The organism is Verrucomicrobiia bacterium, from assembly GCA_036268055.1.
GTDB lineage: Bacteria > Verrucomicrobiota > Verrucomicrobiia > Limisphaerales > Pedosphaeraceae > DATAUW01.
On the sequence record DATAUW010000036.1, the window covers coordinates 13,291 to 38,875 of the forward strand.

General features: G+C 55.8%; 24 protein-coding genes. 18 read left to right on the forward strand and 6 right to left on the reverse strand.

Annotated elements, in window-relative coordinates:
* Nucleotides 1-7 precede the first annotated feature (7 nt).
* Genes VH413_18320 through VH413_18330 form a run of 3 tightly spaced genes read left to right on the forward strand, consistent with a single transcriptional unit; the run spans nucleotide 8 to nucleotide 6,540 of the window.
* On the forward strand, nucleotides 8-3,499 hold the full coding sequence (locus tag VH413_18320; protein ID HEX3800655.1) for a TonB-dependent receptor: 3,492 nt from the start codon (nucleotides 8-10) through the stop codon (nucleotides 3,497-3,499).
* 46 nt (nucleotides 3,500-3,545) lie between these two features.
* Nucleotides 3,546-3,740 carry a hypothetical protein gene (locus tag VH413_18325; protein HEX3800656.1) on the forward strand — a complete coding sequence of 65 codons (195 nt, stop codon included), beginning with the start codon at nucleotides 3,546-3,548 and terminating at the stop codon, nucleotides 3,738-3,740.
* Nucleotides 3,724-6,540 (forward strand): CHASE2 domain-containing protein, encoded by a 2,817-nt coding sequence (locus VH413_18330; protein ID HEX3800657.1) that lies wholly within the window; start codon nucleotides 3,724-3,726, stop codon nucleotides 6,538-6,540. The genes VH413_18325 and VH413_18330 overlap by 17 nt, the downstream gene beginning before the upstream one ends.
* Nucleotides 6,541-6,551: 11 nt before the next feature.
* Here the strand turns inward: VH413_18330 and VH413_18335 are convergent, their stop codons facing one another.
* Nucleotides 6,552-6,914: a response regulator gene (locus VH413_18335; GenBank protein ID HEX3800658.1), complete on the reverse strand. Its 363-nt coding sequence runs from the start codon at nucleotides 6,912-6,914 to the stop codon at nucleotides 6,552-6,554.
* Between the two features lie 179 nt (nucleotides 6,915-7,093).
* Between VH413_18335 and VH413_18340 the strand changes: the two genes are divergently transcribed.
* Entirely contained in the window at nucleotides 7,094-7,762 is a 669-nt protein-coding gene (locus tag VH413_18340; protein ID HEX3800659.1) for a CAAX prenyl protease-related protein, read from the forward strand.
* 7 nt (nucleotides 7,763-7,769) lie between these two features.
* The gene (locus tag VH413_18345) at nucleotides 7,770-9,374 is read left to right on the forward strand and encodes a pseudouridine synthase (protein ID HEX3800660.1); all 1,605 of its coding nucleotides are present in this window, start codon (nucleotides 7,770-7,772) and stop codon (nucleotides 9,372-9,374) included.
* A gap of 30 nt (nucleotides 9,375-9,404) precedes the next feature.
* Here VH413_18345 and VH413_18350 read toward each other — a convergent pair whose 3' ends face one another.
* Both VH413_18350 and VH413_18355 read right to left on the reverse strand, forming a co-directional pair.
* Nucleotides 9,405-10,739 carry a hypothetical protein gene (locus VH413_18350; protein HEX3800661.1) on the reverse strand — a complete coding sequence of 445 codons (1,335 nt, stop codon included), beginning with the start codon at nucleotides 10,737-10,739 and terminating at the stop codon, nucleotides 9,405-9,407.
* Nucleotides 10,740-10,864: 125 nt separating this feature from the next.
* Complete coding sequence (locus VH413_18355) at nucleotides 10,865-11,350, reverse strand: NYN domain-containing protein (protein HEX3800662.1); 486 nt, start codon at nucleotides 11,348-11,350, stop codon at nucleotides 10,865-10,867.
* Between the two features lie 76 nt (nucleotides 11,351-11,426).
* On the opposite strand from VH413_18355, the gene VH413_18360 reads away from it, so the two are divergent.
* Both VH413_18360 and VH413_18365 read left to right on the forward strand, forming a co-directional pair.
* Nucleotides 11,427-11,819: an ankyrin repeat domain-containing protein gene (locus VH413_18360; GenBank protein ID HEX3800663.1), complete on the forward strand. Its 393-nt coding sequence runs from the start codon at nucleotides 11,427-11,429 to the stop codon at nucleotides 11,817-11,819.
* A gap of 225 nt (nucleotides 11,820-12,044) precedes the next feature.
* A complete protein-coding gene (locus tag VH413_18365) occupies nucleotides 12,045-13,112 on the forward strand; it encodes a GTP-binding protein (GenBank protein HEX3800664.1) in 1,068 nt (355 codons plus the stop codon).
* Here the strand turns inward: VH413_18365 and VH413_18370 are convergent.
* Nucleotides 13,109-13,492: an RNA-binding protein gene (locus tag VH413_18370; GenBank protein ID HEX3800665.1), complete on the reverse strand. Its 384-nt coding sequence runs from the start codon at nucleotides 13,490-13,492 to the stop codon at nucleotides 13,109-13,111. The genes VH413_18365 and VH413_18370 overlap by 4 nt on opposite strands.
* 568 nt (nucleotides 13,493-14,060) lie before the next feature.
* On the opposite strand from VH413_18370, the gene VH413_18375 reads away from it, so the two are divergent.
* The 6 genes from VH413_18375 to VH413_18400 all read left to right on the forward strand — a co-directional run bounded on the left by VH413_18375 (nucleotide 14,061) and on the right by VH413_18400 (nucleotide 18,748).
* On the forward strand, nucleotides 14,061-14,543 hold the full coding sequence (locus VH413_18375; GenBank protein ID HEX3800666.1) for a hypothetical protein: 483 nt from the start codon (nucleotides 14,061-14,063) through the stop codon (nucleotides 14,541-14,543).
* Between the two features lie 245 nt (nucleotides 14,544-14,788).
* Nucleotides 14,789-16,033, forward strand: coding sequence for a GTPase ObgE (gene obgE, locus VH413_18380; GenBank protein HEX3800667.1), 1,245 nt, complete (start codon nucleotides 14,789-14,791; stop codon nucleotides 16,031-16,033).
* 60 nt (nucleotides 16,034-16,093) lie between these two features.
* On the forward strand, nucleotides 16,094-16,324 hold the full coding sequence (locus tag VH413_18385; GenBank protein HEX3800668.1) for a hypothetical protein: 231 nt from the start codon (nucleotides 16,094-16,096) through the stop codon (nucleotides 16,322-16,324).
* A gap of 64 nt (nucleotides 16,325-16,388) precedes the next feature.
* Entirely contained in the window at nucleotides 16,389-17,963 is a 1,575-nt protein-coding gene (locus VH413_18390; GenBank protein ID HEX3800669.1) for a 1,4-alpha-glucan branching protein domain-containing protein, read from the forward strand.
* Between the two features lie 111 nt (nucleotides 17,964-18,074).
* On the forward strand, nucleotides 18,075-18,332 hold the full coding sequence (locus VH413_18395) for a type II toxin-antitoxin system prevent-host-death family antitoxin (GenBank protein ID HEX3800670.1): 258 nt from the start codon (nucleotides 18,075-18,077) through the stop codon (nucleotides 18,330-18,332).
* Nucleotides 18,329-18,748, forward strand: coding sequence for a type II toxin-antitoxin system VapC family toxin (locus VH413_18400; protein ID HEX3800671.1), 420 nt, complete (start codon nucleotides 18,329-18,331; stop codon nucleotides 18,746-18,748). Before VH413_18395 ends, VH413_18400 begins: the two co-directional genes overlap by 4 nt.
* A gap of 11 nt (nucleotides 18,749-18,759) precedes the next feature.
* Here VH413_18400 and moeB read toward each other — a convergent pair whose 3' ends face one another.
* Nucleotides 18,760-19,908 carry a molybdopterin-synthase adenylyltransferase MoeB gene (moeB, locus tag VH413_18405; GenBank protein HEX3800672.1) on the reverse strand — a complete coding sequence of 383 codons (1,149 nt, stop codon included), beginning with the start codon at nucleotides 19,906-19,908 and terminating at the stop codon, nucleotides 18,760-18,762.
* Nucleotides 19,909-20,032: 124 nt separating this feature from the next.
* On the opposite strand from moeB, the gene VH413_18410 reads away from it, so the two are divergent.
* The 5 genes from VH413_18410 to VH413_18430 all read left to right on the forward strand — a co-directional run bounded on the left by VH413_18410 (nucleotide 20,033) and on the right by VH413_18430 (nucleotide 24,707).
* Nucleotides 20,033-20,824, forward strand: coding sequence for an AAA family ATPase (locus VH413_18410; GenBank protein HEX3800673.1), 792 nt, complete (start codon nucleotides 20,033-20,035; stop codon nucleotides 20,822-20,824).
* Nucleotides 20,825-21,003: 179 nt separating this feature from the next.
* Complete coding sequence (locus VH413_18415; GenBank protein HEX3800674.1) at nucleotides 21,004-21,831, forward strand: purine-nucleoside phosphorylase; 828 nt, start codon at nucleotides 21,004-21,006, stop codon at nucleotides 21,829-21,831.
* Nucleotides 21,815-22,216, forward strand: coding sequence for a cytidine deaminase (locus tag VH413_18420; protein HEX3800675.1), 402 nt, complete (start codon nucleotides 21,815-21,817; stop codon nucleotides 22,214-22,216). The genes VH413_18415 and VH413_18420 overlap by 17 nt, the downstream gene beginning before the upstream one ends.
* A 47-nt stretch (nucleotides 22,217-22,263) precedes the next feature.
* Entirely contained in the window at nucleotides 22,264-23,781 is a 1,518-nt protein-coding gene (locus VH413_18425) for an ATP-binding protein (GenBank protein ID HEX3800676.1), read from the forward strand.
* A gap of 47 nt (nucleotides 23,782-23,828) precedes the next feature.
* Nucleotides 23,829-24,707 carry a LysR family transcriptional regulator gene (locus VH413_18430; protein ID HEX3800677.1) on the forward strand — a complete coding sequence of 293 codons (879 nt, stop codon included), beginning with the start codon at nucleotides 23,829-23,831 and terminating at the stop codon, nucleotides 24,705-24,707.
* 4 nt (nucleotides 24,708-24,711) lie between these two features.
* Here the strand turns inward: VH413_18430 and VH413_18435 are convergent, their stop codons facing one another.
* Nucleotides 24,712-25,329, reverse strand: coding sequence for a phosphoribosylanthranilate isomerase (locus VH413_18435; GenBank protein HEX3800678.1), 618 nt, complete (start codon nucleotides 25,327-25,329; stop codon nucleotides 24,712-24,714).
* Nucleotides 25,330-25,585: the final 256 nt, after the last annotated feature.

The window sequence follows — 25,585 nt, forward strand, 5'->3', positions numbered from 1 at the left end:
CTTGACTATGATACGTGTAACAATTCGCAGTATTGGGAATCGCGCGCGGGCAGCACAGATTTCGCAAGTTTGCGCCGGCGCATTGATCGCCGCCTTCGCCGCTTTTCACCTGACTGGCGCTTCCGCCGCTCCGAGCGAACCCGCTTTGGCCGGCACGGTTCTCACGGTCGAAGGCACGGTCGAGATCGCCCGCACGGGTGAAACCCAATGGACCGCAGTCAGCACGAATGTCACGCTCGGCTTCGGCGATAGTCTCCGCACCGCCTCTCAGAGCCGCGCCACCGTCCGCCTTTCCGACCTCAGCGTGATTCGCGTGAATGAAAAAACCGTGCTCGAAATTCGCCCGCAGGATACCGGCAATGGTTCGCGCCTCGATCTGCAAACCGGCTCCACTTACTTTTTCCATCGCTCAAAACCCGCGAGCGTGGAATTTCAAACGCCTTTGATCTCCGGCGCGATTCGCGGCACGGAATTCAATCTCTCCGCCGAAACCAATTCCGGCCCGACTACCGTTACGCTCATCGAGGGCCAGGTCGCGCTGAACAATTCCCACGGCCAGCTTGTTTTGAATAGCGGCGAGCAGGGCACGGTGGATCCCGGCCAGGCGCCGCGCAAGACCGCCGTCATCAATGCCATCAATATTATCCAATGGTCGTTGTATTATCCCGCCGTGCTCGACCCGGATGAGATCGGTTTGTCTGATGCCGAAAAATCCGCGCAGAGTTATTCTCTCGCTGCTTATCGCTCCGGCGATCTGCTGGCCGCATTGAAAGAATATCCCAAGAGTGCGCCGACTTCCGATGCGTTGCGCGTGCAACACGCGGCGTTGTTATTGTCGGTCGGGCAAGTGGACGAGACGGAAGCGGCGTTGAAAGATGTGCCAGCCTCGGCCTCCAGCCTCGCGTTGCGTGAAGTCATCGCGGCAGTGAAGCATCAGGAATTTTCCCGCAGCAGCGCACCTCAAACGGCCAGCGAATGGCTCGCGGAATCGTATTATCAACAGTCGCGTTCGCAGTTGAAACCGGCGCTTGCCGCCGCGCGTTCCGCTGTCGCGAAATCGCCGAAGTTCGGTTTTGCGTGGGTGCGCGTCGCGGAATTGGAATTCAGCCTTGGCCACGCGGACGCCGCAAAAACCGCGCTTGATCGCGGCCTCGAACTTTCCCCGCGCAATGCCCAGGCGCTCACGCTCAAGGGTTTTATTCTCGCCTCGCAAAATCGCACGCGCGAAGCCGCCGCGAGTTTTGACGATGCCATTTCCACCGATGGCGCGCTCGCCAATGCGTGGCTCGGCCGCGGCTTGTGCCGGATTCACGAAGGTCACGTCGAAGCCGGACGCAATGACATTCAGGTCGCCGCGACGCTTGAGCCAAACCGCGCGGAACTGCGCAATTATCTCGGCAAAGCGTGGATTGAAACTCACGACCCCAAACACGCCGAAAAAGAATTGGCGCTCGCAAAACAATTTGATCCCGCCGACCCGACACCGTGGTTGTATTCAGCCTTGCTGAATTTCGATTACAACCAGGACAATCAGGCGATTCACGATTTGGAAAAATCCAAGGAGTTGAACAATAACCGCAGCGTGTTCCGCTCGAAGCTGCTGCTCGACCAGGACCAGGCGGTGCGCGGCGCGAACCTTGCGAAGATTTATCAGGACGACGGCATGTTCGACGTGAGCGTGCGCGAATCCGCGCAGGCCGTGGACAACGACTACGCGAATTATTCCGCGCATCTTTTTCTCGCGAACAGTTACGACGCCCTCCGCGATCCCAAGCGCATCAATCTCCGTTACGAAACGCCGTGGTTCAGCCAGTTACTCGTCGCGGATTTGCTCGCGCCGGTCGGCGGCGTGTCGCTCTCGCAAAATGTTTCGCAACAGGAATACTCACGCCTCTTTGATGGCGACCACGTCGGCGTCTATAACGACACGCAATACACCAGCCGCGGTGACTGGCTGGAGACAGCGTCGGTTTATGGCAACGTGGACAACACCGGTTTCTCGCTCGATGTTTTTCACCAAACCGAAAACGGTTTTCGCGCAAACAATGATCTTCAGGACAATGAATTCACCGCGAAATTCAAACAACAGATCACGCCGCAGGATTCAGTGTTCCTCGAAGTCTCCACACAGAACACGCACTCGGGTGATTTGAACCAGTATTATTCGCAATCCCAGGCGATCTCGAACTTGCGGGTGTCCGAGGAGCAGGAACCGAATTTGTTCATCGGTTATCATCGCGAGTGGGCGCCGGGCGTTCACACGCTGATACTCGCCGGACGTTTGCAGGATGATTTTTCGTTGAACAGCCCGACGAATAACACGCCTTTCATCAGCACCGGCGCGGTGCCGATCCCCGGTTTCTCGCTGCAACCTTTTCCGTTCACTTTCCAAAGCGAACTCGTCGCCTACACCGCGGAGCTTCAACAAATATTCCAGACCGATTCGCAAACGCTCGTGCTCGGCGCGCGCTATCAGACCGGTGATTTGCAAAACATGTCCGCGCTCACGAACACGCTGCAAATTCCCGCAATGTCCATCAACCAATCGCTGGACGCGCAACTCAAACGTGTGACGGGTTACGGGTATTATTCGTATCGCGTTGTGGACCCGCTGCTGCTCACCGCCGCGTTGAATTATGATCATCTTGAGTATCCTGATAATGACGAACGTCCCCCCATCGCGGGCACGGAGACGAGCAAAGACCAAGTCTCGCCCAAGCTCGGATTCCGCTGGACGCCGCTCGAACACTCCACTTTCCGTGGCGCATGGACGCGTTCGCTCGGCGGCGTGTTTTACGATACCAGCGTGCGCCTGGAGCCGACGGAAATCGCCGGATTCAACGACGCCTTCCGCAGCATTCTCCCCGAATCCATCGCGGGGCTCGTGCCCGGTTCGCGCTTTGAAACTTATGACTTGGCCTTCGACCAGGAATTACCGGCCACGCGCACTTACTTCAGCGTCGTCGCGGAGTTGCTGAAATCCACCGGTGAAACCGGCGACGGCGCCATTCGCCGCACCGGGCCGATCAATCCGATGCCATTTGAATTGAACGAGCGCCTTGATTATGCCGACCGTTCACTTTCAGTGATCGTGAATCAGTTGCTTGGCGATGAATTTGCCGTGGGCGCGAGTTATCGCATTGATCTGGCGAAACTCGACAACCAATTCCTGGGAACCGCCATCGCGAATCCGCAAACCAAAGCGACTTTGCAGCAAGTCAATCTCTACGCGCTCTTCAATCATCGCTGTGGATTTTTCAGCAAGGTCGAAGCCGTCTGGTCCGCGCAATCGAACTCGGGATACACGCCGGACATTCCGGGCGACGACTTCGTGCAGGTCAATGCCTTCGCTGGATACCGCCTCCCGCGCCGCCTTGCCGAGATGCAAGTGGGCGTGCTGAATATCGGCAATCGCGATTACAACCTCAACCCGCTCACCCTCTACACCGAACTGCCGCGGGAGCGCACGTTCGTGGCGGAATTCAAATTCAATTTCTAAACCCGAGCGGATGAAGCGGGATTTTTCATGGTGGTTTAAATTTTGCGTGAACGCCGCGCCGAAAGAGGTTGGCCATTTCATGCACTCCGCCGCCGTCCCCGCGTCGCTGTTGCGCAGTTGGAGCCGCTCAGCGTTCAAATCCACTTTATTCAAGCCCCTTGCAAATCCCTTCGCGGAGAATATCCTTGCCGACGCGCGGCCGCTCGATGCCACCGCTCATCTGGATGAATCTGAAAAATAAATCCTGGGGCTATTGGCTCGGCGGCGGATTAAGCGCAATGCTGGTTTTTGCGCTCGGCCTGCATTTGCTCGTTTCGACAGGACCCTTCGCCCATTCCCTCGAATGGATGAGTTACAATTATTCCTTCGATCTCGGTTTGTTCGCGAGTCCTGACGTCAAATCTTCCGGCGTCGTCATTGTTTTTATTGACGAAAAATCGTTCAAGGATTTGGACCAGCCGCAGAATCAATCGCTGGACCGCAAGTTCCAGGCGGACCTGTTGAATCGCATGAAACAGGACCAGGCTAAAGCCGTGGTCATGGACATCATTTTCAGCGATCCGGGCCCGCAGGATCGGCTGGCTTCCGACGCAAAATTTACCGAAGCACTTCGCGCCAACGGCCATGTGGTGCTCGGCGTGGACTACAATCGTTCGGACGAAGACAACGTGCGGCCTTTTATGAACACCGCGTCCACCCTGCTCACCACCCGCGCGATGGACAAGATTTTGACGTTCCCGTACGAGCCGTTCCGCAAGGCCGCCGCCGGATTGGGATTGGTGCAGTTGACGCCCGACCAGGATTTCGTCATCCGCAAACATTTCAAAGAACTTTCATCGGACGATCTCGCCCGCATCGTCAAGGAAGAACGCGGCAATGTTCCCGAAAGCCTCAGCATGGTCACGGCACAAATGCTCGGCCTGCCGGTCGCCAAGGCCGCGTCGCGTTATAGCGGCGACCGTTGGATTTATTATTATGGCCGCCCGGGCGAAGCCATTCCCGGAGTAAGTTTTTCCGAGGCGTTCACCATGCCGCCGGGCTTCTTCAAGGATAAGATCGTTTTCGTCGGCGCGCGGCCAAAGACGGGCGAATGGTCGGAAGTTCGCGATGAGATGCGCAGCCCGTTCTCAACCTTCGGCTGGCATTTCACCAAAATGCCGATGGTGGAAATCCATGCGACGGAATTTTTGAATCTTCTGCGGCGGGATTGGCTGACCCGGCCTTCGCTGACCGTAGAGGCGGGAATTTTATTGATCGTCGGAATCGTTTTTGGCTTTGGCTTGCTGAGCTTTCGCCCGGTCGTCGCCACCGGCGCGGCAGCCATCGGGACGCTGGTTGTCCTGCTGGCCGCACAAACATTATTTGCCGTCCAGCACATTTGGTTCGCGTGGATGATCATCGTTGGCGCGCAGATTCCGTGTGCATTGCTTTACGCGATCATTTTCCGTTCGCTCGAATGGTATGCCCAGCGCCGCAAGCTCGAAGAGGAACGTGCGAAGGCCGACGCGCGGATTCGCGAACAGGCCGCGTTGCTGGATAAAGCCGGTGACGCGATCATCGTGCATGACCTCGACTGGCGCGCGCAATATTGGAACAAAAGCGCCGAGGCGCTCTACGGCTGGAATTTCGCGGAGGTGCAAGCGCTGAGTTTGAAGACGGATGTTTTCAAGACGGACGAGGCGAAGTTGCTCGAAGCCTTGCAAACCGCGCTGGCGAAGGGCGAGTGGTCGGGCGAATTAAAACAATCGTCGAAGACGGGCCGCGCGTTGCTGGTGCAAAGCCGCTGGACGCTCGTGCGCGACGACGCGGGCAAACCCAAGAGCGTGCTGGTCATCAATACAGATGTCACCGAGCAGAAGAAATTGGAACTGCAATTTTTGCGCACGCAGCGGATGGAAAGCATCGGCACGCTCGCCGGCGGCATTGCGCATGATCTCAACAACGTGCTCGCGCCAATCCTCATGGGCGTGGAGATGATGAAGATGAAAAGCACGGATGAATTCACGACCAAGATGCTCACCACCATGTCTTCCAGCGCGAAACGCGGTTCGGACATGGTGAAGCAAGTGCTGACATTCGCGCGCGGCCACGAGGGCGAGCGCAGCGTTTTGCAGATCAGCCATCTGGTGCGCGAGATGCAGAAAATCGTGAAAGAGACATTTCCCAAGTCCATTGATTTTTCGACCGAGTTGGGCGACAACCTCTGGCCCATCATGGGCGACGCCACGCAGATTCATCAGATCATTTTGAACCTGTGCGTCAACGCGCGCGACGCCATGCCGGACGGCGGCAAACTTGCCCTCGGCGCGAAGAACGTGGCACTGACCGAAGAACAGGCGGCGAAATTCGCGGGCGCAAAAGCGATCCAATATGTATTGCTCTCGTCGTCCGACAGCGGCACGGGCATCCCGCCGGAAATCATCGAGAAAATTTTTGAGCCGTTTTTCACGACCAAGGAAATCGGCAAGGGCACGGGACTGGGTTTGTCCACCGTCATCAGCATCATCAAGAGCCACGGCGGATTTTTGGATTTGCAAACGCAGGTTGGCAAAGGCACTACGTTCAATGTTTATTTGCCCGCGGCGGAATCCGCTTTGCAGGCCGCGCCCGCGCCGATTTCGCCGGACGCTTTGCGCGGCAAGGGCGAGACGGTGATGCTCGTGGACGATGAGCCCGGCGTGCTGGAAGTCACCAAGCACATGCTCACGCATTATGGTTACAACGTCATCACCGCGATCCACGGCGCGGACGCGCTCGCGCTCTATCCGCAGTGCAAGGCGCGCCTCGGCGTGGTCATCATGGACATGATGATGCCCGTGATGGACGGCCCCAACGCGATCCGCGAATTGCGCAAGCAGGACCCTAAATTGAAATTCATCGCGATCAGCGGTTTGCTGGCGGGCGATAAAATCCAGGAACGCATCGGCGGCGAGGAAGTCGCTTTTATTTCCAAGCCCTTTGCATCGGAAAAATTGCTGGTGTCGTTGCGCGAAGTCTTGAACGAAGCGCCCAAGCCGGAAGCCGTGGCTGCTGGTGTGTAAGCCGAGTTACTCTAACCGCAAAACTCGCGCGCCGTGGCGAGGAGCTTTTCCAGCGAGCCATCCTTGAGCAAGTATCGTTGCGCGCCGCGCGCGAGCATTTCAGTGACCAATTCATCGTCCGGCTGTCGCCCGGTGTAGAGAATGATCGGGGCCTTTGGATGGTTCTGTTTCAGATAATCCAACAGCACGCCGCTGCCTTTGCCGGGAAGATTCACGTCGAGGATGATGGCGCACAGGGAAACGCCGCTGGCCACGCGCATGGCCTCATCGGCATCGCCCGCCGCGAGGATATTCATGCCGAAACATTCAAAATAACTGGCGACCATGAAGCGCAAATCGGATTCGTCGTCCACGAATAAAATCGTGCCAGCCATGAGTTATTAATAACTGCGCCAAGCGGCTGGTTCAAGTTTCTGTTTCAAAACTTACTTATATATTGGAACCGTCCGCAATTTTTCTCCCTCTCCGCCGCTGCGGGGGAGAGGGTCGGGGAGAGGTGGTTCGGTCAGTTTAAGGCTTGGCGGAAACTGTCCGTGGATGTTTAGCTTTGCAAATGGATCCATTGCGCAAAAAGTTGCAGACCTCCCCGGCGCTCGCGCGCGTCGTGCCCTTTATCATTTTTTTATTAGTCACGGCATTCCAAGGTCAGCTCGGCGAAGCTTCGCGTTACTGGCTTTATATGGCGAAGACCGTGGTGGGCATTTATCTCGTCTGGATGATGCGGCCGCTCGTGCCGGAGATGCGCTGGGCGTTCAGTTGGGAAGCGGTGGTGGTGGGGATCGCCGTGTGCGTGATGTGGGTGGGCATTGATCCGTTCTACGTCAAGATCGGCAAGGGCGCGGGCGATTGGAATCCGCACGCGCAATTCGGCCAGGGCTCGACGCTCGCCTGGGTCATGATCGTCGGACGCATTCTCGGTTCCTCGCTCATCGTGCCGCCGATGGAGGAAGTTTTTTATCGCTCGTTCCTCTATCGCTGCATCATCCGCCCGGATTTTGAGAAGGCGCCGCTCGGCCTTTTCAATGCCACCGCGTTTATCGCTACGGCGGTGATTTTTGGTTTCAGCCATTACGAATGGCTGGCAGGAATTTTGTGCGGGATGGCGTATCAAGGCCTGGTGCTGCATAAAAAGCGCCTGGGCGACGCCATGACGGCGCACGCGATCACGAATTTTTTGCTGGGCGTTTGGATTGTGTGGAAAGGCGCCTGGCATTTTTGGTGAGGAACTCTTGCCGCCGCGCAGCCTGATTTTTGAGGATGAACATTTGCTGGTGGTGAACAAACCGGCGGGGATGAACACGCACGCGCCGAGCCCGTTCGCGGGCGAAGGCATCTACGAATGGCTCAAGCATCGCGAATCCCGCTGGGCCACGCTGGCGATCATCCATCGGCTCGACAAGGAAACCTCTGGGGTCATGGTCTTCGGCAAAACGCCTGCGGCCAATCGTTCGCTCACGGAGCAATTCACGCAGCACACCATTCGTAAAAAATATATTTTGCTCACTGATCGCGCGGTGAATTTCGAGAAGCGCACGGTCGTTTCGTCACTCGTTCGCGCCGGTGAAAAATATTTGAGCCGTCCCTTGCACGCGGGTGCTGACCGCGCTGAAACGCATTTTACCATCGTCAAAAAAGATGTGAATGGTCACGTCACGCTGCAAGCGGAACCCGTCACCGGGCGTACGCATCAAATTCGCGTGCACGCCGCTGCTGAAGGGTTTCCGATTTTGGGCGATACGCTTTATGACGGAACCGCCGCGGCGCGTGTGTATTTGCATGCGGCGGAAATAATTTTCAAGCATCCGGTCACGGGCGCGGAATTGAGATTCACCGCGCCGGAAAATTTTGACGCGCCTTCGCGCTTAGGTTTGCGCGAAGCTTTCGTTGAAAATGGCGGCGAGTTCGAGACCAACGCCTATCGCCTTATTCACGGCGCGGCAGATGGCTGGCCTGATTGGTATGTCGAACGGCTGGGCGATTATTTGCTCTCGCAGTCGGAACGAACTTTGACCGCGGAGCAAATGAGCGAACTGGAAAAACTGCAAACAATTTACGGTTCGCGCGGTGGGTATCATAAAATTCTGACGCGGCAGGTACGGCGCACGACCGTGCCGCAGGCATCGCCGCAGTTGGTTTTTGGCGAAGCCGCGCCCGCCACTTTTGTGGTCACGGAAAACGGCATGCAATTCGAGATGAGTTTCAATGAGGGTTATTCCGTCGGCCTCTTTCTCGACCAGCGCGACAACCGGCGGCGCTGGCTTGTGAATTATGTGACCGATGGTTTTGCGATTTTTCCAAAAGGCGCGGCGGGTGCGGAAGTATTGAACACGTTTGCTTACACTTGCGGCTTTTCCGTGGTGGCGGCGCGCGCGGGTGGGCGAACGACGAGCCTGGATCTCTCGAAAAAATATCTCGAGTGGGGCAAGCGCAATTTCGCGCTCAACGGCCTTGATGCCGCGGCGCACGATTTTATTTTTGGCGACGCTTTCGATTGGATGCGGCGGCTGGCAAAGAAGGGGCGCACTTATGACGCCGTGGTGCTCGATCCGCCGACGTTTTCGCAATCGAAGGAAGCGGGCGCGTTTCAGGCGGAAAAAGATTACGGGCGATTGGTGGATGCGGCGCTGCTGGTTTTGAAACCTGGCGGAGTATTATTTGCTTCAACGAATGCGGCGCGGCTGGAGCCGGAAAAATTCCTGGAAATGATCACCGCTAGTGTGCGGGCAAAGGGGAGAAAAATTTTGCGGCAACAATATTTTCCGCAGCCGCCGGATTTTCCCGTGCATCGAAATGAACCGGCGTATTTGAAGACGGTTTGGATGCAAGTGGCGTGAAGGAAAATTTGAGAGACGTCGAAACGCGGTTTACTTCTTCCGATTTCCCATTGAGCGCGTGATGAGACTTGGCCCGGTTTCGCGCGAACGCAGAATGATGATGACGATTAATGCAATTGCGATGGCCGCGAGAACCGCGCCAGCGATGAGTAGAATTTTTGGGCGGGCGGCGGTTTGCGGCGAGGCAATGGCTAATTGCGGTTCGAGAGCCGCACTGGCCGCGGCGGGCGGAATGGGTGCAGGAGAAATAGTAACGGGTTTGGGCGTTGGACGCTCGACTGGGCCCGGGCTCGTAACGGGCGGTGGGGTGGCGGCGACTGGCTTGGGCGTGAGTTCAGGTTTTTCGGTGTTTTCTGTTTGCGGCGGCGTGGGCATGGAAACTTCCGGCTTCTCTATGACGACGGGCGGAGGAGTTTCTTTGTGTGGTGGCGGGACTGGTTCGGCTTCCACTTTGGCAATCGTTTGTGGTGGCTGCTCGTGATGAACGGGCGCGGGAGGAGTCACGTTGGCAGGCTCGACTGCCGGGGAGTTTGTTTTAGGAACTTCTGGTGGTGGAGTAACGGCAGGAGGCGTTGGTTTTGGCGCAGCCGTGATTATTAGCGCAGGTGTGGGTGCGGGCGTTGGCTTCGCAACGACTGGTGGCGCGGGGGTGGGAGTTTTTCTGGCAACTATGGGCGCGCTCAAGGCCAGCAGCGGTTGAGGCATGACGATGGGCCACGGCAATGCGTTCAGCGTGTAATGAAGAATTTTTCCGCCGCGCGCCTGAAGGATGGTCACGATGGGCATGCGATTTCCGCGCATGTCTTTTACGTCCTGCTGATATTGCGAATTGATTTCCGAATCAAAAGGCGTGCCGCGCATCTGGGCATCGCCGGTGGAGATGAGGAAGACGGTGATGGTATCGGATACCTGGATGAGATTGAAAAGGTCGGGCAGGACGAGGTCGAGCCGGCTGGGTTTCGCGGGGGGCGGCGCGGGCGCGAAGACGGGCTTGCCTCGGCTTGGGGGAGCGGCTGGGCGCGGCGTTTTGTCGGCCAGTTGCAGCTTGAGAAAATCGGTGGTGCGTTGTGCGATGCCGGCTTGTCCGGTCACGGGCCAAACCTGGAGCGGCAAATCGGAATGCACGTCCTGGTCGAACGTCCAGAGGCCGATGGAATCGCCAGCGTGAATCTGGCCGTTGGCGGCGGAGACGAGGAGATCGTTGATGACTTTGAGAATGTCCGCCGCGTGCGCTTGCAGCGGCGCGCTGGTGTCCACGATGAATAGAAAACGGCTGGTGGGCGCGGGTGGGTTGGTTTGTGGCGTTGCGATGAACGGGGTGAGCAAAAACAAAAAGAGAAAGGCAGCGCGAAGGATTTTTTGCAAGAGACGAAATTTTGTTTGGCTTGAATGTTTGAGGTTCACGTGCGCGTTTGGTCGTGTGCCTTTTCATCATGCAGCAACCGGAAGGGAATCGCAATTCGGGATTTTGCGAGATGCTGCCGGCAAAATTATTTTGGGCGTTTGAAGCGCTGGCGTTCGGTGCGGTTATAGACTTTTAAATTGTCCTGTTGCTCGGCGAGGGCGGCGTTGATGCTTTGGATGAAGCTCAGGCAACTCGAAGCGAGGCCGCCCATGGCGATGACGGTGTCGCGCTCGGCGTAATCATCGGTGACGGCCAGGACTTCGCCGTAGGAACTCATGCGGTGGACGACGCGTTCGATGATTTGATCGGCGGTTTGGCCGGCGCGTGAATAAAGAATTTCCACTTCGGGCGTGGACTCAACGGTGGAGAGGCGGATGTCGTTATTCGCGCCGTCGAAGACGACGGTGATGGGGGTGCGGATGGCGTCGCGGTAAAGTGTGAGGTGATGAATAAGTTCGTCGCGCGCGGCGGCGGAATGGCGGGGCTTGCCGGGCGCGAGTTCGGGCCAGCCGTGCAGGAGGCTGTAGCCGTCAACGAGGATGCGAACGAGCGCCATGACGAAAGCATACATCCACAAATGGAACGTCAGAAGGCCAATTTTGTGTTTCAGTTGACAGTCGAAGCTTGGTGCGGTGAGGATTTCCGTTATGTCAGCCTCTCCTGAATGGTATGAATTGCTGAACCATGTGGCGCAAAGGCAATTTAACGAAGCCGCTGACCTATTGGCGGCAAACCCTTCCCTTCGCTCAGCGGTAAACGGAATTGGAGAAACGGTTCTCCATTATCAGGCGGTGGAGAATGATGAGCGGGGAGTGGCATGGCTAAAATCGAAAGGTTTTGACATCAACACCCGAAACGAGTTTGGCATACCAGTCGTGTTTGAAGTGGCGCAGCTTAATTATAAAGATTTGCTGAGCTGGTTTATTTCAAACGGTGCGGACATGACATGCCGGGATGGAGAGGGCCAGAACATCAAAGAATATCTTTTGGACTATGAAAATGATGATATGATGAAGCACTTGGAGTCTTTGGGAATCTAAGCGGAAACGAAAAGCCGGGGTTTATAAGAAGTGTTGGGCGAGCGTGTATGATTTGGTTTTAGGAAGGGGAGTTCTTTTGTCCCTGACGGGACTTGGTTTTGAGAGGTTCGCAACCCAGCAATAAAATGCTGGGCTAAGATCTGCCGTCCCTTGCGGGGCTTAGGATGTTGAGATCGTCGTAAAAAAGTTCTGCAAATTTTTTTGGTTCTGGCAGATTGAGCGGGCATGAAAACGAAAGAACCGATTCCGGTCACGGTGTTGACGGGTTATTTGGGCGCGGGCAAGACGACGCTTTTGAACCATTTGCTCACGCAAAATCACGGCTACAAATGCGCGATCATCATCAATGAATTTGGCGCGGTGAGTATTGATAATCAGTTGGTAGTGGGCGCGGATGAGGAGATTTTGGAGTTGAACAACGGCTGCCTGTGCTGCCGCGTGCGCGGGGATTTGATTCGTTGTCTCAATGATTTGATCAATCGCAAGAAGCGGTTCGATTATGTGATCATCGAGACGACGGGGCTGGCGGACCCAAGTCCGGTGGCGCATACGTTCATGGCGTCGGAGTTGAAGGACAAGTTGCGGCTCGATGGCATCGTGACGGTGGTGGATGCGCGGCATTTGGAAAAGGAACTGGACGACGGGCCGGAACCGCGCGCGCAAATCGCGTTTGCGGACGTGATTTTATTGAACAAGATGGATTTGGTATCGCCGGAGGAATTGGCGCGGGTGGAGCAGCGGATTCGCGGCATGAATGCGCTGGCACAGATTTATCGGACGAAAAATTCGCAGATTGATCCGGGCAAGATTCTGAATTTGAAAGCGCGCGAGTTGACGGCGCCGCTGAATTTTCCGGCGAAGGAGGAGAAACATGAACACACGCACGAGCATGACCACGATCATGTTTGCGGCGAGCATTGTGATCATGACCATAAGCATGGGCATTCGCATGAGGACGAACAGGCCCACGGTCACGAGCATCATCATCACGACGAGAGCGTGAAATCGTTTTTCATCGAGGAAGAGCGCGCGCTGGATTTGAAGAAGCTGGAAGCGTGGCTGGGCGATTTGTTAAAAAATCTCGGCGCGGATATTTATCGGAGCAAAGGCGTGTTGAATATCAAGGGGCAGCCGAAGCGGGTCGTTTTTCAGGGCGTGCAGATGATGTTCGACGCGCAGCCGGATCGTTTTTGGAATGTGAACGAGGCGCGGAAGAGCCAGTTGGTTTTTATCGGGCGCGAGCTGGATGAGGCGAAGATTCGCGGAGGGTTTGAGGGGTGTGTGGCGAATTAACGACGGCGGCGGCGTTGCTGCTGGTTGCGATTGTTTTTGCTTTTGCCGTTGTGGTTGCCGTTGGAGCGCGGCGGGGGATTCTGGCTGATGCCGGTATCGAAGCCGTGGCCGATGAGGCCGACGGGGTTTTCGGCGGGCGGGCGGGCTTCGGTGACGGCGATGTTGCGTCCGCCCAGGCTGTGGCTGTGGAGGGAGCGCATGGCGCTTGCGGCGATGTCCGGCGTGGCCATGGTCACGAAGGCGCGCCCGCGCGAAATGCCGGTGCTGGGATCAACCATCATTTTGACTTCGAGGACGGAACCGGAGGCGGAAAATAATTCGCGCAGGCTTGTTTCAGTGGCGCTGGGCGGCAAATTCTCTACGTATAATCTGTTTGTCATTGCTGTTCTATTCAATGTGACGGCTTTATTCCCGGAATGTTCCCGACTCGACGGGTTATAAATCGTCGAAATCTTTTAACTGAGGATCCACCAAGCCTTGAGATGGACGGGATGTCTGCTGCGCCCAAGATGGCTCAAACTCGTGAAAATGCAATGCAATTTTTTGCGGGAAAGGCAAATTCACTCGTTTTGAATTGCGGCCAACCCATCCAATCGCGGACGGCTGTCAGTCTTGTCCGGGGGTGCACGCGCCCGCGCGTGCAGTGGCTGGCGCCCTCGCCGGCCACATCTTTATTTTTTCTCCTATCTCAAGCAGGACTGACGGGCGAGGGCGCCCGTCAGCACACGCGAGGGCGCGTATGCTCCCCGGGGAAAACAGCAATAGGCGTGTAATCAGGTAGATTTGCTTCATAGCTTTAAATTTGTAGTTATTTCTATTACTCGGAATCACTTTGGGCGAGTAACTCGACAGAGGGGTTAGCACGAGCAATTACATGAACATGTAATAGCAAAGCGAAGCGGAGTTATGCTTATGTAATTACTCGAAAGCCTGCCGGATTGTTACGACATGAAAAGCGGGTGCGATAACAAAGAAGTTGGCGGGCCTGGCGGAGGTAACACGAAGCGCGAAATGGAAGTCGCGGCGGGTAATCCCGGGCAGGCCGCAAATGAAACTATAAATCTTATGATCATGCAATCACTGGCAGAATTACCGATTCAAAAGCTCAAACGGGCGGTTGGCATCCGCGAACAAATCGAGGCGTTGACGCTTGAACTCAATGAATTGCTCGGCACGCAGGCCTTTGTCTCGCTTGACGGCGGGATGAGCGATAAACGCCGCAGCCTGACTCCGGCGGGACGCGCACGCATCGCGGCGGCCCAGCGCCTGCGCTGGTCGAAATACAATGCCGGACGCACCCAGCGGACGGATCTCGTGGCCAAGAAACATCGTCTGAGCCCCGAAGGCCGCGCCAAAGTGGCGGCAGCCGTTCGGGCGCGTTGGGACAAGTTCCGCGCGGCGAAGGCGAAAGCTTTGCGCGCAGCCAAGTAAGAGCTTTGGTTATTTCAAACGCCATTGCATCGCGAACGCGTGATGCAATGGCGATTTTTTTATGGCGAAGCCATGTGAATTAGACGGGGAGTTAGGGAGTAAGTCGGGGGAAATTTTCAGTTTCAAGTTTTTAGTTTGGAATCGTGAAAGCAGCACGATTGATAAGTCGAGCGCATCTTGCTCCTCGCAAATCACCGAAATTGACCTGTGCGATCCGACAAACTTATTTACTGAAAACTTGAAACTTGAAACTGCAAACTTCCCAAATCCAGATTGACTATTTGGGGGGAGACGTTGAAGGTTCAGTAAGCAGCATGTTCATAGATCAAATCAAAGTTTACGCGCGGGCGGGGCACGGCGGCAAAGGCGCGGTTGCCTTTCATCGCGAGGCCTACATCACCAAGGGCGGTCCCAGCGGCGGCAACGGCGGGCGCGGCGGCAACGTCATTTTGCAGGCCGACCACGACTTGAATAACCTCATCGCGCAATATTACGTGCCGCGGCTGATCGCGCAGGTGGGCGAGGCGGGCATGGGCAAAGGCATGGACGGCCACGCGGGCAAGGATTTGCTCATCAAAGTTCCTTGTGGAACGCTCGTGTGGAAATTACCGGCGGTGGTGACGCTCGAAGAAGTGGAGCCGGCTGAGGAAGAAGAAGAAGCCGAGGAAAAGCCGACCATCGGCGTGCGGAAACGGCCGGTCATCCGCCATTCCGGCACGGAACGCGCGCTCGAAATCAATCTTGAGGAAGAACCTGACGAAACCAAGGGCACCGCGCCCACGCATGAAGGCGAGGAATTGGTGGCGGATTTGACCGAGGACGGGCAACAATTTGTTTTGTGCAAAGGCGGACGCGGTGGATTGGGCAATCGCAATTTCGCGACGGCGCGGCATCAGACTCCGCGTTTCGCGCAGCCGGGCGAGCCGGGTGACGAGGGCGAATTTCGGCTGGAGTTGCGGTTGATCGCGGAAGTGGGTTTGGTGGGTTATCCGAACGCGGGCAAGTCCACTTTGCTCACGGCGATTTCGCATGCGCGGCCCAAGATCGCGCCGTATCCGTTCACGACGCTGCATCCGCAAATCGGCATCGTGGAGTATAAGGATTTTCATCGGCTGACGGTTTGCGACGTGCCGGGATTGATCGAGGGGGCGAGCAATAACGTCGGGCTCGGCCACGCGTTTTTGCGGCACATCCAGCGCTGCAAAGTTTTGGTGATTCTGCTTGATATGGCGGGCACGGATGCGCGCGAGCCGTGGGATGATTATAAAAAATTGCTGAAGGAACTGGAGCTTTACGATCCGGCGCTGCTCGACAAGCCGCGATTGGTGGTGGGCAATAAAATTGACGAGCCGGTGGCGGAGGAGAACCTGAAAGTGTTCAAGCGCAAGATCCGGAAGACGCCGGTGCTGCCGATCGCGGCGGCGTTTGATGAGGGCATCGAAAAATTCAAGGACACGATTCGCGAGGCGGTCGCGGCGGCGGAGAAGTAGAAAACTGGCGCGCGCAACCCTCGCTTGCGAATTGTTTGCCGCCGTTCTACCTTCGCAGGCATGAGTTTTTACAATCGCATCGCCATCACCATCGTCCGGCTCGTCGCGGCTGGATTTCTGGTGGTGGGTGTTCTTGACCTGGCGCTTTACTGGTTCAAGTCGCACCATGACCAGACGCCGATGAGCGTGGGCCGTTGCGTTTATTTGTCCATTCCGCTTGTGATTGGCGTGGCAATACTGGTAAAAAGTTCAGCACTGGCCCGCATGGTAGATCAATATCTGGATGAATAATGCCAGCGGCACGCCGGATGGACCGCGGGATTCAATGGCTTAGAAACATTTTCGACAACCTTCCATGCAAGGCTACCTTTCCCTTATCCTTCACGCGCATCTGCCTTTCGTGCGCCATCCCGAGCACGATAAATTCCTGGAGGAAAACTGGCTCTTCGAGGCCATCACCGAGACTTACATCCCGCTCATCCAAACCATGGACGGCTGGTTGCGCGATGGCATGGACAGCCGGCTCACGCTCACGCTTTCGCCCACGCTTTGCTCGATGCTACTGGACCCGCTTTTGCAGGAGCGTTACCTCCGCCACATCAGCGGCCTGATTGACCTTGCGGAAAAGGAGATTCACCGCACGCATTGGGACAACGCCTACCGCCCGCTCGCGTGGATGTATCACCATCGTTTCACCAACACGCGCAACACTTACCAGGCCTACGGGCGCAACCTCGTCGGCGCGTTCCGCAAATTTCAGGAGCAGGGCAAACTCGAGATCATCACGTCCGCCGCGACGCATGCGTTGTTGCCGTTGCTCGCGGGGCATCCGCCGAGCATTCGCGCGCAAATCCTCGTTGCGCGTGATCATTATCGCTCGTGTTTCGGCTGCGATCCGCGCGGCATCTGGCTCCCCGAATGCGCCTACGTGGATGGCGTGGAAAATTATTTGCAGGAAGCGAACCTGCGCTGGTTCATCATGGACACGCACGGTTTGTTGCACGCGAAACCGCGCCCGCGCTACGGCGTTTTCGCGCCGGTGTTCACGCCGAATTGCATCGCCGCCTTCGCGCGCGACCTGGATTCGGCGCGGCAAGTTTGGAGCACGCAGGAAGGTTATCCCGGCGATGTGAATTACCGCGACTTCTACCGCGACGTCGGCTTCGATCTCGATTTTGATTACGTCAAACCGTATCTGCCTGACCTTGCGCAACGCGGTTTCACGGGCATCAAGTATCATCGCATCACGGGCACGAACGTGGAGAAAAAAGTTTATGATCGCGATGCCGCCTTGCGCATGGCGGCGGAGCATGCGGGACATTTTCTGAGCGCACGCATGGGGCAGATTCAGCATCTCTCCAGCATCATGGACCGCCCGCCGATGCTGGTCTCGCCATACGACGCCGAGTTGTTCGGCCATTGGTGGTACGAAGGGCCGGAGTTTCTCGATTACTTCGTGCGCAAGGCAGTTTACGACCAAAAAGTTTTCAAGCTGGTCACGCCGCACGAATATCTTGGCCGCCAGCCGACGCAACAAATCGCGCAGCCAAGCGCGTCGAGTTGGGGATCGGAAGGTTATTGGGGTGTGTGGCTCAACGAGACGAATGAATGGATCTACCCGCATCTGCACATCGCGCAGGAACGCATGACACAGATGGCGCGGCAATTTCCCAATGCCACGGGCGTCAAACTTCGCGCGCTCAAGCAGGCGGGCCGCGAACTTTTGCTTGCGCAATCCAGTGATTGGCCATTCATCCTGCGCACCGGCACGAGTCCCGACTACGCCCGGAAACGCGTCAAGGACCACATCCTCCGGTTCATTTCTTTGCACGAACAAATCACCACGACGCGGATTGACGAAGCGTGGCTCGCGCGCATTGAGTCTTTGGATAATTTATTCCCCGATATCAATTATCATTATTGGGCTTGAGCGGGAGCGGGAGCGGGAGCGGAGAGTTGGAAATATCTTGCAAAAACAGCCGACCCTCATTAGACTGGTCAATGACCGGTCAATTTAAAATTATTATTGGGAGAAAATTAAATGAGCGAAACCACTATTATTGCGGCGTCAGAGGCAAAAGCCAAGTTTTCCGAACTGCTTGAGCGCACGCGAAAAGGCGAGGGGTTTGTTATTACATTGCATGGGGAGGAGGTCGCAAAGCTTTCTCCCGCAAAGGGCCAAAGTCTTATAGAAGTACGGGCTGCGATAACCGAAATGAAGTCGCGGCGTTCCATATTGAATCCTCCCGGCAAACCCAGGCTTAGCATTAGAGATTTAGTTAATGAAGGGCGGCGATGAATTTCATTTTGGATTCTTCGTGCGCCCTTTCATGGGTGTTTGAAGATGAAACATCACCTGAATCGGAAAAGCCTCTGGAGTGGCTGAATAAAGGCGCAAAGGCATTTGTGCCGCCACTTTGGCGTTGGGAGATGGCAAATGTTCTTATCATTGCCGAGCGTAGAAAACGGATCACCTCAGTTGAAGTTAATAGCCATCTTTCTTTTTTCCAGACTCTGCCTATTGAAATTGATGAGGCCACCGTCAATCAGGCATGGAATGGAACCCGCATTCTCGCGCAAGCGCATCAACTGACTATTTATGACGCGGCCTATTTGGAACTGGCCATTCGCCGCGGATTGCCTCTCGCAACTTTGGACACTGCGCTTCAATCCGCTTGCAAATTAGAAAAGGTTAGGTTGGCGACATTAATTTGATCCAGACGCGCTCAATACCTTGGCACGCTGTGATCAATTTCATCTGCCCAGGCATTGATGCCGCCCTTCACGCTCTTTACATATTTGAATCCCTGCTGGCGCAGGAAATTCAAAGCGCGCAGTGAGCGCACGCCGCTTTTGCAGTGGATGTAAATCTGTTGGTTCGGGTCCAGTTCCGTGAAGCGCTGCGGCAATTCTCCCAGCGGAATCTGTGGCACACCTTTGATGTGCGAAATCTCGTATTCATCCGGGTCGCGCACGTCGAGGATTTTGATGCCGGATTTGGGATCGTCCATCGCGCGCTTCATTTCCTGCACGGTCACTTCATCGGGATTGCCCACGGGAACTTCCGGCTCGGCGGGGATGCCGCAAAATTGTTCGTAATCAATCAACTCTTTGATCGTCGGCTGGTCGCCGCAAATCGGGCACTTGGGATCGCGGCGCAATTTCAACTCGCGGAACTTCATGTCCAGCGCATTGAACAATAGCAAGCGACCGATCAACGGCGTGCCTTTGCCGATGGCCAGTTTCAAAATTTCCGTTGCCTGAATGCAGCCGACGATTCCCGGCAGCACGCCCAGCACACCGCCCTCGGCGCAACTCGGCACCATGCCCGGCGGCGGCGGCTCGGGATAAAGACAGCGATAACACGGCCCGCCCAGGTGCGGCGCGAAGACGCTCGCCTGTCCTTCAAAGCGGAAGATCGAGCCATAGACGTTCGGCTTCTTCAGAAGAACGCAGGCGTCGTTGGTGAGATAACGCGTTGGAAAATTATCCGTGCCGTCCACCACCACGTCGTATTGCGCGATGATCTCGAGCGCGTTCTCGCTGCTCAAACGCGTGTTGTGGATGACGACTTCGCAGGTTGGATTGATGTTCTTGATGGTGTCGCGCGCGGACTCGGCCTTCGGACGGCCGACGTCCTTGGTTCCGTGCATGATCTGGCGCTGGAGATTGGAAAAATCCACCGTGTCAAAATCCACGATGCCGATTTTGCCCACGCCGGCCGCGGCGAGATACATGCCGATGGGGGAGCCGAGGCCGCCAGCGCCGATGCAGAGCACGCTGGTCGAGCAAATTTTCTTTTGGCCGGCGAGTCCGACTTCCGGCAATATGAGGTGGCGCGAGTACCGCCGGATTTGGTCATTATCCAGTTCCATAATTCAGTCGAGCGAGGATAATGCAGGATGGAAATATTGCAAGCTGTCGAAGTAAAGACTGTCGAGCTACTTTCCTTTTGGCCATCAAAGATAAATTTTAAAACTGCCTGCGTCCTTTCAAAAAATGAGTAAAACAAATGACAAAGGAGCGGGCACGAAAATCAAGCGGGTTTTTCTTCAAGCGGTTCGCCTTGAACGTGAACGCGTGGACAATTTTGACAAATATCCGTTTTGCGTCCCTGCGATTCGGCATCTTCAGCGATTGGAATTCCATCCGGCCGTGACCTTTTTTATCGGCGAAAATGGTTCCGGCAAATCCACGTTGCTGGAAGCGATTGCGGTGAAGCTTGGGTTTAATGCTGAGGGTGGCAGCAAAAATTTCAACTTTACCACACGAGAAACGCATTCGAAATTGCACGAATTTATCACGGTCGAGCGTGGCGTCGGACGTCCAACAGATAATTATTTTTTACGGGCCGAATCTTTTTACAACCTGGCGACGCAAATTGAAGATCTGGGCGTTGTATCTGGCTACGGTCAAAAATCATTGCACCACCAATCGCACGGCGAAGCTTTTCTTGCGCTTTTACTGAACCGGCTTCAGGGCGATGGAATCTATTTGTTTGATGAACCGGAAGCGGCGCTATCTCCCCAGCGGCAATTAAGCGTTTTGACGTTATTGCACAGGTTGATTTATCACAAGGCGCAGTTGGTTATTGCAACCCATTCGCCGATATTGCTCTCTTATCCCAATGCGCGCATTTACCAATTTTCGCAAGCGGGTATTGCTGAGGTAAAATACACGGAAACAGAACATTATCTGGTAACGAAAGATTTTCTCAACCGGCATGAGCGAATGTTGGAAATCCTTCTGACCGCCGAAGACGAAGATTTAAAATCAAAGGAAAGGAAATAAAGAATTCTGCCGTGTTCAATCCGTGGCTGGAAATAGATTGGTTAGCCACTGATGAAACACGGAATGAACACAGATTATAACGGAAAACACATGCCACGTACACGTATTAGATATTTTGAGGTGGCCTCAAATTGCCTTTAACCGCAGGCTTATTTCTGCTTTGCTTTGCCGATACGATTATGAATTCCAAATTCAATCCCGAGTTGACCGCCCGCCAAATCAGCAAGCTCACGAAACTCAAACCCTCGCTTGCCATCGTCCTTGGCAGCGGTTTTCAACAGGCGATTTCCAAACTCACGGTGGATCGCGAAATCGGTTATGAAAAATTATCGGGTTTTCCGCCGGTGGGCGTCAGCGGGCATGCAGGCAAGCTGGTGCTGGGGCAGCTCGGCGGCACGCCGGTCGCTGTGCTCAGCGGGCGCGCTCATTATTACGAGGGGCATCCGATGGAGCAGGTCACGTTTGCGATGCGGGTGCTGGCTGAATTTGGCATCAAGGACGTATTGCTCACGAATGCTGCGGGCGGTGTGAATCGCAATTTTCGTCCGGGCGATTTCATGGTGCTGACGGATCATATCAATTTTATGGGCATGAGTCCGTTGCGCGGGCCGGCGCTGCCTAAAGGTCCGCGGTTTGTGGATCTCACCCGCGCTTATGATGATCAACTTAGCCGGGTTCTGCACGCGGCGGGAAAAGCGTGTAAGTTAAAATTGCGCAAGGGCGTTTACCTGGCGGTGTCCGGGCCGAGTTACGAAACGCCCGCTGAGATTCGTGCATTCGCGCGGCTGGGCGCCGATGCCGTGGGCATGAGCACAGTGCCGGAGACCATCGTCGCACGGCAATGCGGCTTGAACGTGGCCGGGATGTCTTGTATCACCAATCTGGCCGCGGGCCGGGGTGGGGAAACATTGTCTCATGCGGAAGTCCTCGAAACGGCGGAGCGCGTCAAGCATTCCGCGGCGCAACTTTTAGAAAGTTTTGCTGAAATATATGGTGAAAGAGCGTAAATTAGAATTGGTGATGGAAGCCGTGAAGGCGCGCGAACGAGCGGTTGCGCCTTATTCAAAATTCAAGGTCGGCGCGGCGTTGCTAACGGCCGATGGCGAAATCATCACCGGCGCTAACGTGGAGAGCGCGAGTTACGGGCTCACTTGCTGCGCTGAACGCATCGCGCTTTTCAAGGCGTTGACTGAGGGGCGCAAAAATTTCGTGGCCATTGCGGTCGTGGCGCGCATGAAGGGGCCGATGCCTTGTGGCGCGTGCCGGCAGTTGCTGGCGGAATACGCTTCCAAAGCGGTGGTTTGGACGGCGGATAGCGCCGCGCCGCGCAAAATAAAGGAATTTACCGTCGCCGAATTGCTTCCCGCCGCATTTCTTGATGTTCCGGGTTGAGAAAATGCTCTGATTGGTTAGTTTGTGCCTTTGCGAAACAATTTGTAATGAAGTCAGACGTAGTACTCGGACTGCAAAACGCGAGCTGGCCTGTGCTGCTGGTGGACGGCGCTCGCACGATTCATAGCGCTAATGCCATGGCGGCGGAGGTGTTTGGTTCCAATATCACGGGCACGGCGAATTCGCTCGCGGCCATCTGGGCCGAGGATAATGCGAACACGCCCGCCCATTTTTTGAGTTTCTGGCAGGCTGCTCCCAGTCCCACTGCGAGGATGAAATTGCGCGGTGTTGCCGGAGTGAGTGTGGCATATCTCGCGTGCATCGCCACGCTGGCGGAGGGCGAACAAAACTTTTTTCTCATCCAGTTGCTTCCCGACAAGGCCGCCGCAGAAAACAAAACTGCCGCGATGGATGCCGGGCAGGCGCACAAACAAAAACTCGATTGCGCGCTGCAACTGGCGCGGACCGTTTCGCTGGATTTTAACAATGCGCTCACGAGCATCCTCGGCCACACGTCGCTGGTGTTGAGCAAAATGGAGCCGAACAATCCGTGGCGGCAATCGCTCATGGAAGTCGAGAAGTCCGCTGCGAAGGCTGCCGAAATTGCCAATGACCTTGGCGCATTCAGTCGCAACGAAAAAGAAACGCGCGTCCAGCAATCGGGAAATCTCAACCAGCTTTTGCAGCGGAATGTGGAAATGTTCCAAAGCGCGAAACAGGAAAAGGAAGTTTCGTGGGCGCTGCAACTTGAGCGGAAATTGCACACGGCGAAATTTGACGAGGCCAAGATGCAGCAGGCGCTCGTGAAGATTATGGAGAATGCGATCGAATCGCTCGGGCCCGGTGGCCGCATCATCATCCAGACAAAAAATCTCGAACTCACCCAGCCCACGCAGGACCGCAACGCGCAACTCGCCGCCGGCACGTACATCTGCGCCGAGATCACGGACAACGGCGCGGGCATCGAGGCCGAGATTTTGCCGCGCATCTTCGAGCCGTTTTTCACGACCAAGCGCGGCACGAAGCATCGCGGGCTCGGGCTGGCGTGGGTGTACGGGATCGTGACGAACCACGGCGGCGGGGTGGCGGTTTCCAGCCAGCCGGGCGTGGGCACATCGGTGCGCGTGTATTTGCCTTCCGATAAAAAATTTGTCGCCGACAGTTCCGCCGGCACGGGCGATCTCAATGGCACCGAAACTATTTTGATCGTGGATGATGAGGATCTCGTGCTCACGATGGGACAGGCAATCCTTTCGCATTACGGTTACCGCGTGCTGGCGGCGAACAGCGGATTGAAGGCGCTCGAAATTTTTTCGCAGAACCAGCAGATTGATTTGCTCATCACGGATTTGGTCATGCCGAACATGAGCGGGCGCGAATTGGTGGAGCAAGTGCGACGCGTGGCTCCGTTCACGCGGATTATTTGTTCGAGTGGTTACGTTCGTCCCGTGAATGAGCAACCCGATTCCATCTCGTATCTTCAAAAACCATTTACGAGCCGCGAGTTACTCGTTAAGGTCAAGCAAGCGTTGACCTCCGGCGAGCCTGCGCCGGTTGACGGATGATGTATCCTCATGAATGATGTGTCCTCGTTTTAATTACAGTAACTAATATGCAAATAGAGAGTCTCAAAGTGTTCTGCGACCTTGCGGAAACCGAAAGTTTTACCAAAGCCGCCCAAATCAATAATGTAACTCAGTCCGCCGTCAGCCAGCAGATCAGTTCGTTGGAACGCCAGTTCAAATCCCTGCTTATCGAACGCAGCAAAAAGAAATTCCGCCTCACGCGCGAAGGCCAGGTGCTTTACGATTTCAGCAAGCAGATCATCCAGACGCATGATTCCCTGCACAGCAAATTGCAGGAGATAAAAGACATCATCTCCGGCACGATCCGCGTGGCGACGATTTACAGCATCGGCCTGCACGATCTTCCGCCGTATATCAAAAAATTTCTCAAGAGCTATCCCACCGTGAATGTCCACGTGGAATATCGCCGCGCCAACCAGGTGTATGATGATGTGCTCAGCAACGTCGTGGACCTCGGCCTCGTGGCGTATCCCACGCGCGAGAGCAAGCTTGAAACTGTTTCGCTGCGCAAAGATCCGCTCGTCCTGATCTGCCATCCGCAGCATCCGTTCGCGAAGATGAAGAGTGTGAAACTGAAAGCGCTCGCCGGGCAAAAATTTATCGGCTTCGAGCCGGACATCCCCACGCGCAAGGCGCTCGACCGCATCCTCAAGGAGAGCAACGTCGAAGTGATGCACGTGATGGAATTCGATAATATCGAAACCGTGAAGCGCGCGGTGGAAATTGACGCCGGTGTTTCCGTGGTTCCGCAAGGCACGATTCTCCAGGAAGTCGCCAAGCAGACGTTGGTGCAAGTGCAACTCGAAGATGGCGAATTTTATCGTCCGCTCGCGGCGATTTATAAAAAGAACAAAGTGCTTTCGCCGGCGGTGAAACAATTCCTGGCGATTTTGAAGGAAGGCTAAAGCGTTAGACGCTTTTGGCGGCCTGCACGAAAGCGCGCATCTTCGCGGGGTCTTTTTTGCCGGGCGCGGATTCGACGCCGCTGGAGACATCCACAGCGTAGGGCCGCACTTTGCGGACGGCTTCAGCCACGTTTTCCGACGTCAACCCGCCGGCGAGAAAAATTGGGCGTCCCATCTTTTGCGCTTCAACGGCAAGATCCCAATCGAAGCGAGCGCCGGTGCCGCCGAGTTTGTCGTTGGTGAAGGCATCGAGCAGCCAGGCGTCGGTGGGGTAACTGCGCAACGCGAGGAGAGAATCGGCGTCCTGGATGCGAAACGCCTTGATCGTCATGACGGGAAACTGGCGGCAGAATTCAGGCGATTCGTCACCGTGAAATTGAACCATGTGGAGGTTGCATTCCTTGATCGCGCGGTGAACGTGGTCTTCGGAGGCGTTGACGAAGACGCCGACGCGAAAAATACTCGGCGGCAATTCGCGGACGATTTTTGTGGCGGCAGCGAGGGTGATGTGGCGCGGGCTGGCCTCGTAAAACATCAGGCCAATGGCATCGGCCCCCGCGGCGACGGCTTCGAGGCCATCGGCAGGATTGGTGATGCCGCAGATTTTGACGAGTGTGCTCATGCGCGAACCCCCTATCATCTAGCCGCAGAATGGGTTTGATGCAAGTCGAGGGGAAAAATTTTTCAGCCACGGATGGAACACGGACTAAACACGGAGGGTCCGGGGCATGTAAAAATCTTTCTGAATGGATCGCGGATCTGTGATCCGCAGCAATGCGCAAAGAAGATTGCCGCATTAGGCTGAGCCGAAAGCGGCTTGACCGTATGGACCTTGCTGCGGGACATAGTTCCGCGGTCCGTTAGGAAAAGATTCGACG